16 protein-coding genes are annotated in these 13,396 nt (G+C 70.5%); 3 read left to right on the forward strand and 13 right to left on the reverse strand.

Annotation, left to right across the window (positions count from 1 at the left end; all coding sequences use genetic code 11):
• The first annotated feature begins 71 nt into the window (after nt 1–71).
• Entirely contained in the window at nt 72–1,049 is a 978-nt protein-coding gene (locus tag ACFY36_RS39480) for a glycoside hydrolase family 18 protein (protein WP_499751015.1), read from the forward strand.
• Here ACFY36_RS39480 and ACFY36_RS39485 read toward each other — a convergent pair.
• From ACFY36_RS39485 to ACFY36_RS39495, 3 genes are all read right to left on the reverse strand, one after another.
• Nucleotides 1,046–1,936 (reverse strand): serine hydrolase, encoded by an 891-nt coding sequence (locus tag ACFY36_RS39485; protein ID WP_499751016.1) that lies wholly within the window; start codon nt 1,934–1,936, stop codon nt 1,046–1,048. The two genes, ACFY36_RS39480 and ACFY36_RS39485, sit on opposite strands and share 4 nt — an antisense overlap.
• Nucleotides 1,937–2,000: 64 nt before the next feature.
• The gene (locus ACFY36_RS39490; protein ID WP_499751017.1) at nt 2,001–2,951 is read right to left on the reverse strand and encodes an acyl-CoA dehydrogenase family protein; all 951 of its coding nucleotides are present in this window, start codon (nt 2,949–2,951) and stop codon (nt 2,001–2,003) included.
• A 2-nt stretch (nt 2,952–2,953) separates the two neighbouring features.
• Nucleotides 2,954–3,397, reverse strand: coding sequence for a hypothetical protein (locus ACFY36_RS39495; protein ID WP_499751018.1), 444 nt, complete (start codon nt 3,395–3,397; stop codon nt 2,954–2,956).
• Between the two features lie 68 nt (nt 3,398–3,465).
• Here ACFY36_RS39495 and ACFY36_RS39500 point away from each other — a divergent pair, with 68 nt between their 5' ends.
• Nucleotides 3,466–3,903: a MarR family winged helix-turn-helix transcriptional regulator gene (locus tag ACFY36_RS39500; RefSeq protein ID WP_499751019.1), complete on the forward strand. Its 438-nt coding sequence runs from the start codon at nt 3,466–3,468 to the stop codon at nt 3,901–3,903.
• Nucleotides 3,904–3,907: 4 nt separating this feature from the next.
• Nucleotides 3,908–4,387, forward strand: coding sequence for a pyridoxamine 5'-phosphate oxidase family protein (locus ACFY36_RS39505; protein ID WP_499751020.1), 480 nt, complete (start codon nt 3,908–3,910; stop codon nt 4,385–4,387).
• Between the two features lies 1 nt (nt 4,388).
• On the opposite strand, the gene ACFY36_RS39510 is transcribed toward ACFY36_RS39505, so the two are convergent.
• From ACFY36_RS39510 to ACFY36_RS39555, 10 genes are all read right to left on the reverse strand, one after another.
• Complete coding sequence (locus tag ACFY36_RS39510) at nt 4,389–4,883, reverse strand: flavin reductase family protein (RefSeq protein ID WP_499751021.1); 495 nt, start codon at nt 4,881–4,883, stop codon at nt 4,389–4,391.
• Nucleotides 4,876–5,367, reverse strand: a complete 492-nt coding sequence (locus ACFY36_RS39515; protein WP_499751022.1) for an NADPH-dependent FMN reductase — start codon at nt 5,365–5,367, stop codon at nt 4,876–4,878. The genes ACFY36_RS39510 and ACFY36_RS39515 overlap by 8 nt, the downstream gene beginning before the upstream one ends.
• 110 nt (nt 5,368–5,477) lie before the next feature.
• Nucleotides 5,478–6,266, reverse strand: coding sequence for a riboflavin kinase (locus ACFY36_RS39520; RefSeq protein ID WP_499751023.1), 789 nt, complete (start codon nt 6,264–6,266; stop codon nt 5,478–5,480).
• The gene (locus ACFY36_RS39525; RefSeq protein ID WP_499751024.1) at nt 6,263–7,504 is read right to left on the reverse strand and encodes an MFS transporter; all 1,242 of its coding nucleotides are present in this window, start codon (nt 7,502–7,504) and stop codon (nt 6,263–6,265) included. Before ACFY36_RS39525 ends, ACFY36_RS39520 begins: the two co-directional genes overlap by 4 nt.
• Entirely contained in the window at nt 7,504–8,838 is a 1,335-nt protein-coding gene (locus ACFY36_RS39530) for an NtaA/DmoA family FMN-dependent monooxygenase (protein ID WP_499751025.1), read from the reverse strand. The genes ACFY36_RS39525 and ACFY36_RS39530 overlap by 1 nt, the downstream gene beginning before the upstream one ends.
• The gene (locus ACFY36_RS39535) at nt 8,835–9,473 is read right to left on the reverse strand and encodes a cysteine hydrolase family protein (protein WP_499751026.1); all 639 of its coding nucleotides are present in this window, start codon (nt 9,471–9,473) and stop codon (nt 8,835–8,837) included. Before ACFY36_RS39535 ends, ACFY36_RS39530 begins: the two co-directional genes overlap by 4 nt.
• Nucleotides 9,470–10,519, reverse strand: coding sequence for an LLM class flavin-dependent oxidoreductase (locus tag ACFY36_RS39540; RefSeq protein ID WP_499751027.1), 1,050 nt, complete (start codon nt 10,517–10,519; stop codon nt 9,470–9,472). The genes ACFY36_RS39535 and ACFY36_RS39540 overlap by 4 nt, the downstream gene beginning before the upstream one ends.
• A gap of 23 nt (nt 10,520–10,542) precedes the next feature.
• Entirely contained in the window at nt 10,543–11,625 is a 1,083-nt protein-coding gene (locus ACFY36_RS39545; protein ID WP_499751028.1) for an ABC transporter substrate-binding protein, read from the reverse strand.
• A 29-nt stretch (nt 11,626–11,654) separates the two neighbouring features.
• Nucleotides 11,655–12,479 (reverse strand): ABC transporter permease, encoded by an 825-nt coding sequence (locus tag ACFY36_RS39550; RefSeq protein WP_499751029.1) that lies wholly within the window; start codon nt 12,477–12,479, stop codon nt 11,655–11,657.
• The gene (locus tag ACFY36_RS39555) at nt 12,476–13,267 is read right to left on the reverse strand and encodes an ABC transporter ATP-binding protein (RefSeq protein WP_499751030.1); all 792 of its coding nucleotides are present in this window, start codon (nt 13,265–13,267) and stop codon (nt 12,476–12,478) included. Before ACFY36_RS39555 ends, ACFY36_RS39550 begins: the two co-directional genes overlap by 4 nt.
• Nucleotides 13,268–13,396: the final 129 nt, after the last annotated feature.

A 13,396-nucleotide genomic window follows, 5' to 3' on the forward strand; every position in this document is an offset into this window, starting at 1 on the left:
CAGCAGTGATGCGGCCCGGGAGGTTCTCCCGGGCCGCATCATTTTTCGGTATTCACCGATAAAGTAGGGAAATGCGCGTCCTCGCCGGCCTGTGTGGCCTGCTGCTGGTGGCCGGATGCGGCAACGGTGATGAAGCGGCCTCGCCCACGCCGAGCGTCTCGGTCACCGGGAACCATCGGGTCTCGCCATATCTGGACATCGAGAGCGGGACGGCGGACGTCACGGCGATCGCCGAGGCGACCGGGCAGGCCGACTACACCGTGGCCTTCGCGGTCGCGAACAGCGCCGGGGACTGCACGGCCACGTGGGGCGGCTCGACCGCGCTGGACGACGCCGACGTGAAGGACGACCTCGACGCGATCGCCGATCTGGGCGGGCAGATCACCGTGGCCACGGGCGGGGCGGACGGGACCTATCTCGAGGCCGTCTGCACCGCCACGGAGCTCGCCACGGCGTACGAGAAAGCCCTCGACGCCGCCGGCAGCAACCGGCTCGACGTCGACATCCTGATCGGCGACGGCCAGCAGTTCAGCGCCGGCACGGTGGCCACGGCGCTCGAAGCGGTGCAGGCCGCGCGGGACACGGTCGTCTCGGTCACCGTGCCGGTGGCCGAGGACGGCGACGGCCTGACCGACGACGCCACCGAGCTGCTGACAAGCGTGAAGAGCGCCGGCCTCGACGTCACCGTCAACGTGATGACGATGAACTTCGAGGCGTCCGGTGACTGGGGCACGGCCATGACGAAGGCGGCCGAGGCGGTCCGCGACGACGTGGCCGCGATCTGGCCGGACGTCGCCGACGCCGACCTGTACGAGATGCTCGGCGTCACCCCGATGATCGGCGTCAACGACAGCGGCGCCACCACCACGGTCGCGAACGCGCGGACCCTGCTCGACTACGCCGAGGAGAAGAAGCTGGGCTTTGTCCGCTTCTGGTCGGCCGACCGCGACAACGACGGCTGCGCCGACGGCACCGTCAGCAGCTCGTGCAGCGGCATCGCGCAGAGCGACTACGCGTTCACTTCGCTCTTCGCGGGCTTCCGGTCCTAGTACTTCAGGTACTGCCTCGTCAGTTTCGCGACCTTCTCCACGAGAGCGATGCCATCCTCGTACGTCTGATTGTTGTGGGAAAGCACGGCCACGGAGACGTCGGTCTTGCGGTCGGCCGAGGTGATGCGGCCGATCGAGTTGACCGCCCACAGGCCGTTGTCGGCGTCGCGGGTGTCCCAGCCGTTCTTGACGGTGGCCGTCTCGCCGGCCTTGGCCGCGGCCGGCACACCCCAGTCCTGGTCCTCCTGGACGCTGGTCATCAGCGAGAAGGCGTACTGCCGGGAAGGCACCGACAGCGGGCTCTTCGGATCGACGAACTCGGCCAGCAGGCGCACCTGGTCGTCGGCGGTGGTGCGGGTCAAGCCCCAGGCGCTGTTCACGGCCGTCTGGGTCAGGCCGAGGCGCTTGTTGCACGCGGTCAGCCCCTGTACCTTGCCCAGGTCACCGAAGAGCGCGGTGGTGGCGTCGTTGTCGCTGTTGCGGATCGACCGGGCGGTCAGGTCGCGCTGGTTGGTCGTGAGCTTGCGGTCGTCGTCCTGGGCCTGCAGCAGCGTGCAGGCGAGGATGGAGGCCTTGACGACGCTGGCGGTGTCGAATTTCTCGGTGCCCTTGAACTCGAACCGCTCCCCCGTCTTGCGGTCGAGGACCGCGACCGAGAACTCGGGAACGGTCGGGGCGAGCTTGGTGAGCGCCGCGGTGAGCTGCTGGCGGCGCTGGGCGCGCAGGGCGATCGCCGGATCGACGGTGGTGCGGGTCGGTGACGGTCCGCCCGAGGCCGACGACCCTCCGGAGTCGTCGCCGCTCTGGAGGCCCTGAACGATCAGCGCGCCACCTCCGACTGCCACCACCGCTGCGACGATCAACGAGACGAGTTGGATTCGTTGCACCCGAGCATGGTGCCGTACGGGGTCAAAAATGGCGAGACCGTGAGGGATTGTTCAAAGTGAGCAACTATTCGCGCGTCAGATGCGTACTGCCGAGCTGAGCCTCCCGAACGGCGGCCGTCTGTGCCTGCACCAGCATGAAGAGGGCCGACCGGGCGTGCAGCTGCGCCGTGTCGTCCAGCGCCAGCCCTCGCCCGGCCCGCGCCACGACGAGGGACCGGGTCAGCGTCGACAGCGCCTCGCCGATCTCCACCCGCAGCCGCAGCCGCTCGGCCACCTCGCCGTCGGCGTCGGTCAGCGCGTACGCCTGACGCCGCAACCGCTCGACCCGAGGCGCCCACGTCTCGGCCACGTGCCGCGCCACGGGCTCGCCGGCCAACTCCCGCAGCACGGTCCGGGCCAGTCCGAAGTGGTGCGGTTTGGCGTCGGCCGTCCCGGCGGCGTCGGCGCGCAGCCAATCCTCCAGCGGAGTCACGTCGAGGACCTCCTGGGCCCGTACGCGGTCGAGCCGCACCCGGGCGGTCCGGCTGCCGCCGGCCGCGGCCAGCGGCAGCGGCGTGCCGGTCATCCCCGGCCCGGCCGGCACGAGCCCGGTCACCACGGCCCGTTTCCCGCTCATACCGGCCCGTTCCTTGGTCACCCCGGCTATCACCAGCGCCTCGTTCAGTCCCCAGCCGCTGACCCAGCTCACCGTGCCGTCGAAGACCCATCCGTCGCCGTCCCGCTCGGCGGCGACGTGGCCCCGGGGAAAGCGCCGCACATCGCTGAGGGCCACCCCGAGCAGCATCTCGCCGGGCGGCGCCAGCTTCACGGCGCGCGCGTGCTGCGCCCACACCAGCCAGGTGTTGAGGCAGGCGCCGGCCAGGATCTCGTGAACCCGCCGCTCCTCGTCCTTCGCGAGGGGCTCGAGCAGGCCGAGCTCGCGAAGGTCACTCACGGTTCTTTCCGGTACGCCGTCACGGTCGGTTCCCAGGGCCGCGGGCCGCAAGACCCGCTCGGCGTACTCCTCGACCAGCATCGTCACACCCTAGTGACGCTCAGCAGCACGGCCATCAACAAGACCGGGATCAGGACGAAGTTCTTGACCGCGAACAGCACGGCGTCCGCGGCCGGGCCCTCACCGACGACGGCCCCGGTCAGCACGCTCAGGGCGATCACGACCAGCAGGACGACGGCGAGCCGGATGGCGATCGGCACCCAGCCGGCGCCGACCGCGCGGCTCACGTCGTCGCCCAACTCCCGCCACCGGGCCCGGTCGAAGAGGGCGGCCACGCTCCAGCCCCGGACGACGGCGATCATCGCGGCCACCAGCACCACCCGCAGCAGCTCCACGAGCAGCTCCAGCAGCCCGTTGTCGTCGCGGCTGAACAGTTGGTACGCGCGGAGGACGGCGGGCACGAGCGCGATGCCCAGCAACAGCGGGCTGCCGAAGTACGCCATCACCGACGCGCCGAGCAGCCGCATGACCCCTCCTGATTTACTAAGCCGGATCGTAGTAATTACTACGCCGAATCTAAGTATTGGCGGTTCGCATGTCAACCGGTGAAACCCTGGGCCGCGACCTCAGCACCGCGGTGGTGCTCTTCCATCAGGCGGTCGCGGCGCGGCTGGGCCTCTCGGCGGGCGACTTCAAGACGCTCGAGCTGATCGCGGCCCACGGCCCGTTCAGCGCGAGCGAGCTGGCCGAGCAGACCGGCCTGACCGCGGCCGGCATCACCAGCGTCATCGCCCGGCTGGCCACCGGGGGCCACGTCGTCCGCGAGACCGATCCGGCCGACCGCAGGCGCGCCGTCATCCGCGCCGCGCCGGGGGATCATCCGCGGCTGTCCGGCGCGTTCGCCGGGCTGGGCCGGGCCCTGGGCAGCGCCATGGGCGAATACACGCCGGCCGAGCAGGCGGCGATCGTCAGCTATCTGCGGCGCATGGTCGACGTGCTCCGTGCGGAGACCGTGCGGCTCGGGCAAGAATGACGGCATGTCGCTGGCCGAGCACGCACGCGCGATCGTCGAGTCCAACCTGTATCTGACGCTGAGCACCGCCGGCCCGGACGGGCGGCCGTGGGCCTCGCCCGTCTATTTCGCCCCCGTGGGTGAGCGCGAGGTCCTCTGGTGCTCCGAGACGACCGCGCGCCACTCGGAGAACCTGAGGGACCGTCCGCAGGTCGCCTTCACCGTCTTCGACTCCACAGTAGAGCCCTATCACGGGCGCGCCGTCTACGCCGACGCCGAGGCCTTCGAGGTGCCGGCCGGCGACGTCGGCGAGGCGCTCTCGCTCTATCCCCGGAGCGACGGCCACGACGTCACGATGCTGGACCGCGACGACGTGACCGCCCCGTCGGAGTACCGCCTCTACCGGGCCTCGGTGAGCGCCCTGTGGGTCCTCTGCCCGCGCGCGCCGCGCACCGCCTGCGAGGTGCACGGGCTGGCCAAGGACCACCGGGCCCGGGTCTTCTGACTCACGCGGCCGGCCGGTGCAGGCGCTCGTAGGCGCCGTTGAAGTACAGCAGCGGATGACGGTCCGGGTCGCTCTCCAGCGCCACCACCCGGCCGATCGTCAGGTAGTGGTCGCCGGTCTCGTGCTCCTGCTCCAGCGTGCAGTCGATGGAGGCCAGGACCCCTTGCAGGATCGGGCTTCCGGTGCTGCCGGGCCGCCAGCTCACGTCCCGCCACTTGTCGGTTCCGGTACGGGCGAACTGGTTGCACAACTGCTCCTGACCGGCCTCCAGGATGTTCACGCAGAACGCGCCGGCGCCGCGGATCAGCGGGTAGGACGCCGAGGCCCGCGACGGCGAGAACGCGATGAGCGGCGGATCGAGCGACAGGCTGAAGAACGACTGGCAGGTCATGCCGACCGGCACCCCGTCGACGACGGCGGTGACCACGGTGATGCCCGAGGCGAAACCGCCCAGGACGCGGCGGAACTCGCGGCTCGCGACGGCGGTGTCAGTCACGGCCCACCAGCCCCACGTTCGCCTTGCCCCACTCCTCGACGATGTCGGCGAGCGCGTCCATCCGGGACATCACCATGTAGAGACCCCGGGTGGGCACGCTCGCGCCCAGCTCCACCAGCAGGGGACGCAGGTACGCCTCCACGGCCAGCGCGTGGTCGGGCGCCGCGCCGGTCATCACGGGGACGGCGGTGACCCCGGCCAGCCCGTTCGAGCCGTACCGGTCGAGGAAGGCCTTGAGCAGACCGGTGTAGGTGGCCTTGTAGGTCGGCGAGGCGACGATCAGCAGATCGGAACCGGCGACCCGGGCCGTGAGCTCGTCGATCTCGGGCTCGGGCCAGGTGAACAGGCGGCCCGCGTAGTCGGCGAGGTCGACCACGAGCCGATCCTCACCGCTTTCCGCGCCGAACAGATCGGCGACGGCCTCGGCGGCCGACCTCGTACGGGAAAGGGGTTTGGGGTTGCCCACGAGAACAGTGATCTTCATGGCGGAGGCGTACTCCTTCTCTAGCTCGGAACATCAGCCACCGCGGAGCAGTCGGAATGGTCGCCAGGCACAGAGGGATGAGACCGGCCGTCTGCGGAGTTTCTTCTTGCTCAGGACCGCTGGACGAGGGTTTCCAGCTTGCCGTCGGCGTTGTAGAGCAGGACCTCGATGCCGAGGTCGCGGGCGGCGCGGGTGGTCCAGCCGGCCGGGCTGAAGACCTGGGCCACGGTCGCGCTGACGCAGAGCACGATGCGGCTCTCGGGGAACATCGACGACCGCAGCCAGGTCAGCTTGAACATGTCGGCCATCACCTTGTTGCGGTGAAGGGAACGGAACGTCCCCTGGTTGCCGACCATCTGCACGAGCAGCCCGCACGCCTCGTCGGCGCCCTCGATCTCGAGCCGGGTGCCGTCGCCGAGGTCGATCGACCGCGGCCGCAGATCGACGCCGAGCTCCTCGCCGAGGGCGAGCAGCATGGCACGCTCGATGCTGTCCGGGCCGAACCGGCGCCAGCCCCGCTCCTCGGCGTCCTCACCCATGGTCAACAGCCTACGGGCGGCCCGTTCGTCCGAGGCCATCGCCTCGACAAGCGCCTCGGCCGAATCGAACCGCTCCTGCTCCCGGATGAGCGTCAGGATGCGCAATTCCGCCCTCCTTCCGTACATGTCCTCATCCCGGTCCAGGACGTACGCCTCGACGGTCCGCACCTCACCGCCGAAGGTGGGGTTGGCCCCGATCGACACCAGCGCCGGCGCGGCCGGGCCGCCGTCGAGCGCGAACATGCCGAGATAGACGCCGTCGCCCGGCAGGGCGGCGGGATCCTCGACGGCCAGGTTCGCCGTCGGGAACCCGAGAGGACGGCCACGGCCGGCCCCATGCACCACCTCACCGCGAATCACGGGGCACCCACCAGGATCGGGGCCGCCACCGTGGCCTGGGACGCTCGGTGGCGCAGCAGCGCCGTCACCAGGCCCGCCGCCGCGACCAGGAACAGCGCGGCCAGCACCGCGCAGGCCGCCTGGTAACCGGCGAACCCGGCCACCGCGAAGACCGCGAGCGGCCCGATGGCGGCGCCGATGTCACCGGCGGTGCGGGTGAGGCCGATGACTCCCCCGGCCGCCGACGCCGGAAAGGCGTCACCGGTGATGACGCCGGGCAGGACGCCGATGACGCTCGTGGCCAGGGAGTACGCCACGATGGCCACGGCGAACCCGGCCGGCACGTGCAACAGCGGCAGGCAGAGCATCGCCACCGCGCCGGCGATGCCCGCCGGCACCAGCAGGGCGATCCGGGCGCCGCGGTCGACCCAGCGGGCGATCAGCGGCATGGCGGCCAGGCTGGCCACGGTCCCGGCGGCGGTGGCCAGGCCGAGCGTGAACGGCTTCAGGCCACCGCTGTCGTACGCCAGGACCGGCACCAGGCCCTGCTCGCCGGCGAACCGCACGAAGAACGTGGCGAACGCCTCCGCGCAGAGCGCGACGAGCAGCCAGGTCCGCTTCGGCACCTTCACCCGCGCCGGCCCGCCCGCCCGAACGCCGCCGCGCCGCGGGGCCGGTGCGGCGAACGACCAGTAGTGCGCCGCCGGCCGCGCCAGATCCCACAGCAGCACGGCCAGGACCGGCAGGGCCGCCACGGCGAAGGTCCAGGCCGGCCCGGCGAGGCCCACCACGGCCCCGCCGAGCAGCGCCCCGGCCCCGGCCGTGCTCATCTGCACCACCGTGGCCGTGGCCATCACCGCGCCCCGGCGGGCCGGCGGCGCCCCGGCCACGAGCAGGGCGAACCCCACCGTGACGGCGGCACCGCCGAGCACACCGGCGAACAGCCGGAAGCCGATCAGCGGACCGGCCGCGCCGGCCAGCCCGGTCAGCGCCGTGACCGCCGCCAGCGCCAGCAGCACGACCCGGAGATAAGTGCGGGCCGGGAATCGGCGCAGGGCCAGGCCGGCCGGGATGTTGGCGATGATGCGCCCCACGGCGAAGGCCGCCACGAGCGGGCCGATCAGCCCGACCGCGATGCCGTACGAGTCCAGGTAGACCGGCAGCACCGGGACCGTGACGCCCCACGTCATCTGGGCCGTGCCGATCAGCGCGCACACCAGCACCGTCTGCTCGGCGCGCGACGAAACAGGAGCGCCCATCAGATCGCGAGGTTCTCGCGGAGGGTGCGGCCCGGATAGCGCGGCGCCAGCGCTCCCCGGCGGCGCAGCTCCGGCGCGAGCAGCTCGGCCAGGTCGGCCAGGCCGGACGGCATCGCGAGCGGGCTCGACAACATGTAGCCGCCGCGGGCGCCGGTGGCCGCGAAGTTCTCCTCCAGCGCGTCGGCGACCGTGGCCGGGTCGCCCAGGACCGTGTGGTCCATGCCGGTGGCGCTGCGCCAGCCGTGCTCGAAGAACTCCGTACGGCTCATCTCGTAGTCCTCGCCGTGCTCGGCCAGCAACGTGCCGATCAGGCCGCCCGGCGTGGCCCGCGCCTCCGCCGCCTGCCGCTTCAGCTCGCCGAGCGGGAACGACGACGGCAGCTTCGAGAAGTCGACGCCGGCGTTGTGGGAGAGGAACGCGCCGACCGCGTCCTCGCTCCAGAACGTCAGCACCTCGTCGCGCCGGGCCCGGGCCTCGTCCATGGTGCGGCCGACGATGACCTGTGTGGCCCACAGGATGCCGACCGCCGACGGGTCGCGCCCCTCCTCCTTCAGGGCCTCGTCGAGCATCGTGCGGTGCCGCTGCTGCGACGGCAGGCTGCCGCCGAAACCGAAGACCAGGTCGGCGAAGCGGGCCGACGCCGCGATCCCGCGCGGCGAATTGCCGGCCTGCACCAGCATCGGCGCCACCTGCGGGCTCGGCACGCTCGGCAGCGGGCCCTGGACGTCGAAGAACTTGCCGTGGTGGTGGATGGCCCGCACCTGGGCCGGGTCGGCGAAGCGGCCCGTCTCCCGGTCCCGGACGATGGCGCCGGCGCCGACCGACCGCCAGAGCGCCTGACAGACGTCGATGAACTCCTCCATCCGCTCGTAGCGCATGTCGTGGGCCATCAGCTGGTCGAAGCCGTAGTTGGCGGCGTCCGCGCTCCGCGTCGAGGCGACCACGTTGAACGCGATCCGCCCGCCGGTGACGTGGTCGAGCGAGTTGAGCAGCCGGGCCACGTAGAACGGGTGCATGAAGGTCGACGAGTACGTCAGCCCGAAGCCGATGTGCTCGGTGACCGTCGACATGGCCGCGATGATCGGGCTCATGTCGTGCCGGGGCCACTGCACGCCCCACTCGACCGCGGCGTCGATCGAACCGCGCCACGTGTCGGGGATGCCGGTGCCGTCGCCGAAGAACAGCATGCCGATCCCGGCCCGCTCGGCCGTCTGGGCGAGCTCCATGTACATCCGGGGATCCGGGAAGTCGCGACCGACCCACGAGCCGCGCCGGGCCCAGCGCCCCTCGGTGTGCGTGAACGACAGGTCGAAGGCGAGGTGCATGCCGCTCATGCCGTCACCCACAGATCCGCGAGCTCGTCGCTGTCGCTGAGCACCGCGACGTTCATCGCCAGTTCGGCCAGCGAAGCTTCGTTCACTTCTTTGTCGTACGCGGCGACGCCGTCGACTGGCAGCAGGACAGGCCAGTCGAGCTGGAACGCGTCGGTGGCGGTCGCCGCCACACAGCATTCGGTGGTCAGCCCGCAGACCGCGACCCACTCGACACCCGCCGCGCGCAGCTGGGCCTCGAGGCTGGTGCCCAGGAAGCCGCTGTAGCCGCGCTTGACCACCCGGATCTCGCCCTCCGCGGGCCCGGTTCCGTACCACTCGGCGCCCGGACTGCCCAGAACACAAGGCTCCTCCGGGCCGTACGGCGCGCCGGGGTCACCCGAGCGCAACCACTGGCTCGCCCGCCACGGGTTGCGGGGATCGCTGCCCAGCTCGACCCAGGCCACCGTGACGCCGGCCGCGCGGGCGGCCCGCACGAGCTCGCCCGTGGCGGCGACCGCGTCGGCGACGACGGAGAGGTCGGCCCCGTAGCCCGCGATCATCGAAGGGTCGGCGAACGACCGCTGCACGTCGACGACGATGAGCGCCGCCTTGCGCCCGGCCAACGCCGCGAGCTGTGACTCGCGAAGGCCGCTCATGAGTCGCCTCGCAGGGCCGGCAGGACGGCCTCGCCGAACGGCAGCATGTCCGCGTGGTAGTCCGGGAAGATCAGCATCAGGCCGTCGAGCTCGGCCTTGGCCGTGATCTGCTCGATGTGCTCGATGACCTTCTGGGGGCCACCGGTGACGTACGGCGTCTGGAACGCCTCCGATCCCGTCGCCCCCTCGGCCCACTGCCGCGCCGTGTCGGCCGGGATGCCCCACGACGTGCGCATCCCGATCAGCGCCTCCTTGTCGAGCCCTTCCCCGTAGCGCGCGGCCTTCGCCTCGGCCTTGGCGTCGGTCTCGTCGAGAACGACCGTCAACATCGAGTACGTCTTGACCTGGCGCCCGTGCGAGGCGCCCTTGTCGTGGACGTACCGCGAGAACTCGCGCATCTGGTCGAGGTTGTCGGCGCTCAGGAATGCCCCGTCGGCGTACTTGGCCTGGAAATCGCGGCCCGCCGCCGAGCGCCCGGCGCTGATGATGGTCGGCCGCACCGCCGGATGCGGGCGCGACTCGCAGGCGTCGAGCGTGAAGAAGTCGCTCTTCATCGTCACCACGTCCTCGGTCCACAGCCGGCCGACCGCCTGCGTCCACTCCTCGGTCATCCGGTAGCGGTCGGCGTGCGACAGCTCGGCGTCCCAGAGCCCCATCTGCTGGAACTCGTCGGCGTACGAGCCGTTGACGATGTTCATGCCGGCCCGCCCGCCCGAGACGTCCTGCAGCGTGGTGAACATCTTCGCCGCCACCGCCGGGTGGTGGATGTTCGCGTGCATGGTGGCCCAGATCTTCACCGTCGAGGTGGCCTCGGCCAGCGCCGACATCATCGTCATCGACTCGAGCGTCTGGCCCCAGTGGTCCGTGGTGCCGCCGAATCCCTTCCACTTGGCCATCGACATGATGAAGTCGAGGCCGATCTGCTCCGCTTCCACCGCCACGCGCCGGTTGTAGGCGTAGGTCGCCTCCGGGTGCGGTGCCGTCGACGAGATCATCCAACCGCCGTTGCCGATCGGCAGGAACACGCCATATTCCTTGCTGGACATACCGTTCCTCTTTCCGATGACGCTTACGGTGCGGGCCAGATCAGCTTGTCACCCTGGTAGATCGCGGAGACGTACGAAGAGTCGAATTCGCTCGCCGCCTGTTCCGGGGTGATCGAGGTCTTCGTGTACTTGTTCAGCATCTCGGCCAGCGCGGTGACGTTCGCGGTGTCGATCGCGCCCAGCGCCGCGCCCGGCTTGAGGCTGTCCCGCACGACCTTGTCCTCGGTCTGCCAGACGGCGAGGTTCTGCTTCTCGTCGTAGCCGGCGCCGGTCAGCTCGGCCGCCGCCTTCACGCACTCCTCGGCGTTGTCCTCGCAGTATTCGAAGGCGTGCAGGCCGGCCCGGAGGAAGTCCTGCACGGCCTCCGGGTTCTTGGCGGCGAAATCGGGGTTCACGGCCATCGCGCCGAGCGAGCCGGGCACCTTGTAGTCGTACGGCCGCCAGACGGTCACCGGCGTGCCGGCCGCCTTGAGCTGGTTGGGCTCGTTGGAGATGAAGCCGGTGAGCGACTTGACCTGCCCGCGGGTCAGCACCGACGGGTCGTAGCCGACCGTCACCTGCTTGACCGAGCCGAAGTCGGCGCCCGTCTGCACCAGCATCGCCTGAACGCCGATCGGCATGGCGCCCTTCTGGCCCAGCGTCGTGCCGTCCAGCTGCTTGAGGTCGGTGACGTCGTTCTTCGTCATCAGGACCTCGAGACCCACGTTCGAGTACGACGAGACGCCGGTGACCTTGATGCCGTTGGCGTTGGCCGAGAGCACGTCCTGCTGGCTCACCGGGCTGACGGTGACCTTGCCGCTGGCCAGGAGCTTGGTGTTCTGGCTGGTGTCCCCGGTGCCGGGCTGCATGGTGACGTCGAGGCAGACCGCGTCGAAGTAGCCGAGCTTCTTGGCCGCGGCGTACTCCAGGATCGAGGCGGACGCCTGCCATTGGTAACCGGACAGGTAGGTGATCTTCCCGGCCGCCTTGTTCTTCGCGCAGCGGTCGGCCGAGATCGCGGTGCCGGCCGAGGCGGCGGCGACTTCGTCGTCCGAGGAGCCACAAGCGGCGGTGGATATCAGGAGGGCGGCGGCGGAAAAAGCCGCAAAAAGGGTACGACTACGCATGGAAAGTTCCCGTCAGAGAGAGCGTTGACTTATTTGGTGCCGGCGCGGGTCTCGTGCCAGTGCAGGAGACGGCGCTCCAGCAGCGTCACGACCAGCAGCAGCAGGGAGCCGAGCACGGCCAGGATGGCGATCGACGCGTAGACGGCGGCCAGCCGGTTCATGGACGAGGCGAGGCTGATCGCCGTGCCCAGTCCCTTGGACGACCCCGCGGCCGACAGCTCCGCGACCACCGCTCCCACCACCGAGAGCGGGAAGACGATCCGCAGCGCCGCGAACAGGTACGGCAGCGAGCTGGGGACCCGGATGTACCAGAGCGTCTCGAGCCGCGAGGCGTGCATGGTCCGGTAGACCTGCAGCACCGGCAGCGGCACCGCCCGCAGGCCCATCGACATGTTGATGAGCACCGGGAAGAAGCAGATCAGCCCGGTCACGATGAGCTTGGGCGCGGCCCCGAAACCGAAGGCCACGACCAGCGCGGGCGCGATCGCCACCAGCGGGGTGACGTTGAGGATGACCGCGACCGGCATGATGGCCCGCCGGGCCAGCGTGAACTCACTGACCACGACCGCCAGCACGAAGGCCACCACCGTGCCGATGGCGAGGCCGCCGACGGCCTCCCGCAGCGTCACGAGGGCGTTCTCGAGGTAGTAGCCGGCGTCCTGGGCCAGGGTCTGCCCGATGTCGCCGAGCGGTGGCAGCAGGTACGGCATGCGGCTCGCGCCCCACTGCCAGAGCCCGCCGAGCACGGCCAGCATGAGCACCAGCGGCAGCCATTTCGCCGGATGCAGGAAATGGAGCGTGAGGCGCTTGCGTGGTTCCACAATTACCGCGGGGGCGGGCTCGGCGAGGGTCATGAGGCGATCGCATTCGCATAGTGGAACGCCCCGCGGAGCCGGTCACGCACGAGGTCCTCGTACGCATGGAACTCAGGGGTTTTCAGAAGGGCCTGGCCGCGCGGGCGAGGCAGATCGATGTCGATGACGTCGGTGATCCGGCCGGGCCGGGGCGCCATCACGACGATCCGGTCGGAGAGCCGGACGGCCTCGCTGACCGAGTGCGTGATGAACAGGACCGTGGCCTTGAGCTCGTCCCACAGGTCGAGCAGCTGCTCCTGGAGGGCCTCACGGGTGAACTCGTCGAGCGCCGAGAACGGCTCGTCCATGAGCAGGACGTCGGGGTGCAGGCCGAAGGCGCGCACGATGGCCGCCCGCTGCTGCATGCCGCCGGAGATCTGCGACGGCAGTTTGTGCATGACGTCGGCCAGCCCGGCCTTGCTCAGCAGGTCGACCATGTCGGCCGTGCGGCGGCCCTTCCTGCGGTTCACCTTCTTCGGCAGCGACACGTTCTTGAGGACCGACAGCCACGGCAGCAGGGCCGGGGTCTGCGGCACCAGGCCGAGCATCTTGTCGGCCGCCGCCCGCTCCGGCGTGAGCCCGCCGACGGTGATCTGGCCGGCGTCCGGCGTCTCGAGCCCGGCCACGGCCCGCAGCAGCGTCGACTTGCCGCAGCCGCTGGGCCCGATCACGCTGACGAAGGTGCCGGTCTCCACGGTGAGATCGACGTCGTCGAGGGCGGTCAGCGAGCCGCCGGCGCCGATGTCGTAGACCCGGCGCACTCCGGTCACGCGGATCTCTCCGCTCATGCGGAATTTCCGAACATAGCGGTCTCCAGACAGATAGAAATCGTCAATGGAGCCGGAGAAGCGTGCGAGGCGAATACGAGGATATGACTCGCGAGACTCAAGCTGAGAAAGAAGTTAGGGACGCGGTGC

It is taken from the genome of Actinoplanes sp. NPDC000266, from assembly GCF_042899005.1.
Taxonomy (GTDB): domain Bacteria; phylum Actinomycetota; class Actinomycetes; order Mycobacteriales; family Micromonosporaceae; genus Actinoplanes.

What these genes read in the sequence shown, in the direction of transcription:
- ACFY36_RS39535 (WP_499751026.1), bottom strand. Translation starts at nt 9,473, where the DNA reads ATGAGCGGCCTTCGCGAGTCACAGCTCGCGGCGTTGGCCGGGCGCAAG.
- ACFY36_RS39525 (WP_499751024.1), bottom strand. Translation starts at nt 7,504, where the DNA reads ATGGGCGCTCCTGTTTCGTCGCGCGCCGAGCAGACGGTGCTGGTGTGC.
- ACFY36_RS39540 (WP_499751027.1), bottom strand. Translation starts at nt 10,519, where the DNA reads ATGTCCAGCAAGGAATATGGCGTGTTCCTGCCGATCGGCAACGGCGGT.
- ACFY36_RS39505 (WP_499751020.1), top strand. Translation starts at nt 3,908, where the DNA reads ATGTCGCTGGCCGAGCACGCACGCGCGATCGTCGAGTCCAACCTGTAT.
- ACFY36_RS39500 (WP_499751019.1), top strand. Translation starts at nt 3,466, where the DNA reads ATGTCAACCGGTGAAACCCTGGGCCGCGACCTCAGCACCGCGGTGGTG.
- ACFY36_RS39480 (WP_499751015.1), top strand. Translation starts at nt 72, where the DNA reads ATGCGCGTCCTCGCCGGCCTGTGTGGCCTGCTGCTGGTGGCCGGATGC.
- ACFY36_RS39550 (WP_499751029.1), bottom strand. Translation starts at nt 12,479, where the DNA reads ATGACCCTCGCCGAGCCCGCCCCCGCGGTAATTGTGGAACCACGCAAG.
- ACFY36_RS39515 (WP_499751022.1), bottom strand. Translation starts at nt 5,367, where the DNA reads ATGAAGATCACTGTTCTCGTGGGCAACCCCAAACCCCTTTCCCGTACG.
- ACFY36_RS39530 (WP_499751025.1), bottom strand. Translation starts at nt 8,838, where the DNA reads ATGAGCGGCATGCACCTCGCCTTCGACCTGTCGTTCACGCACACCGAG.
- ACFY36_RS39490 (WP_499751017.1), bottom strand. Translation starts at nt 2,951, where the DNA reads ATGCTGGTCGAGGAGTACGCCGAGCGGGTCTTGCGGCCCGCGGCCCTG.
- ACFY36_RS39495 (WP_499751018.1), bottom strand. Translation starts at nt 3,397, where the DNA reads ATGCGGCTGCTCGGCGCGTCGGTGATGGCGTACTTCGGCAGCCCGCTG.
- ACFY36_RS39545 (WP_499751028.1), bottom strand. Translation starts at nt 11,625, where the DNA reads ATGCGTAGTCGTACCCTTTTTGCGGCTTTTTCCGCCGCCGCCCTCCTG.
- ACFY36_RS39555 (WP_499751030.1), bottom strand. Translation starts at nt 13,267, where the DNA reads ATGAGCGGAGAGATCCGCGTGACCGGAGTGCGCCGGGTCTACGACATC.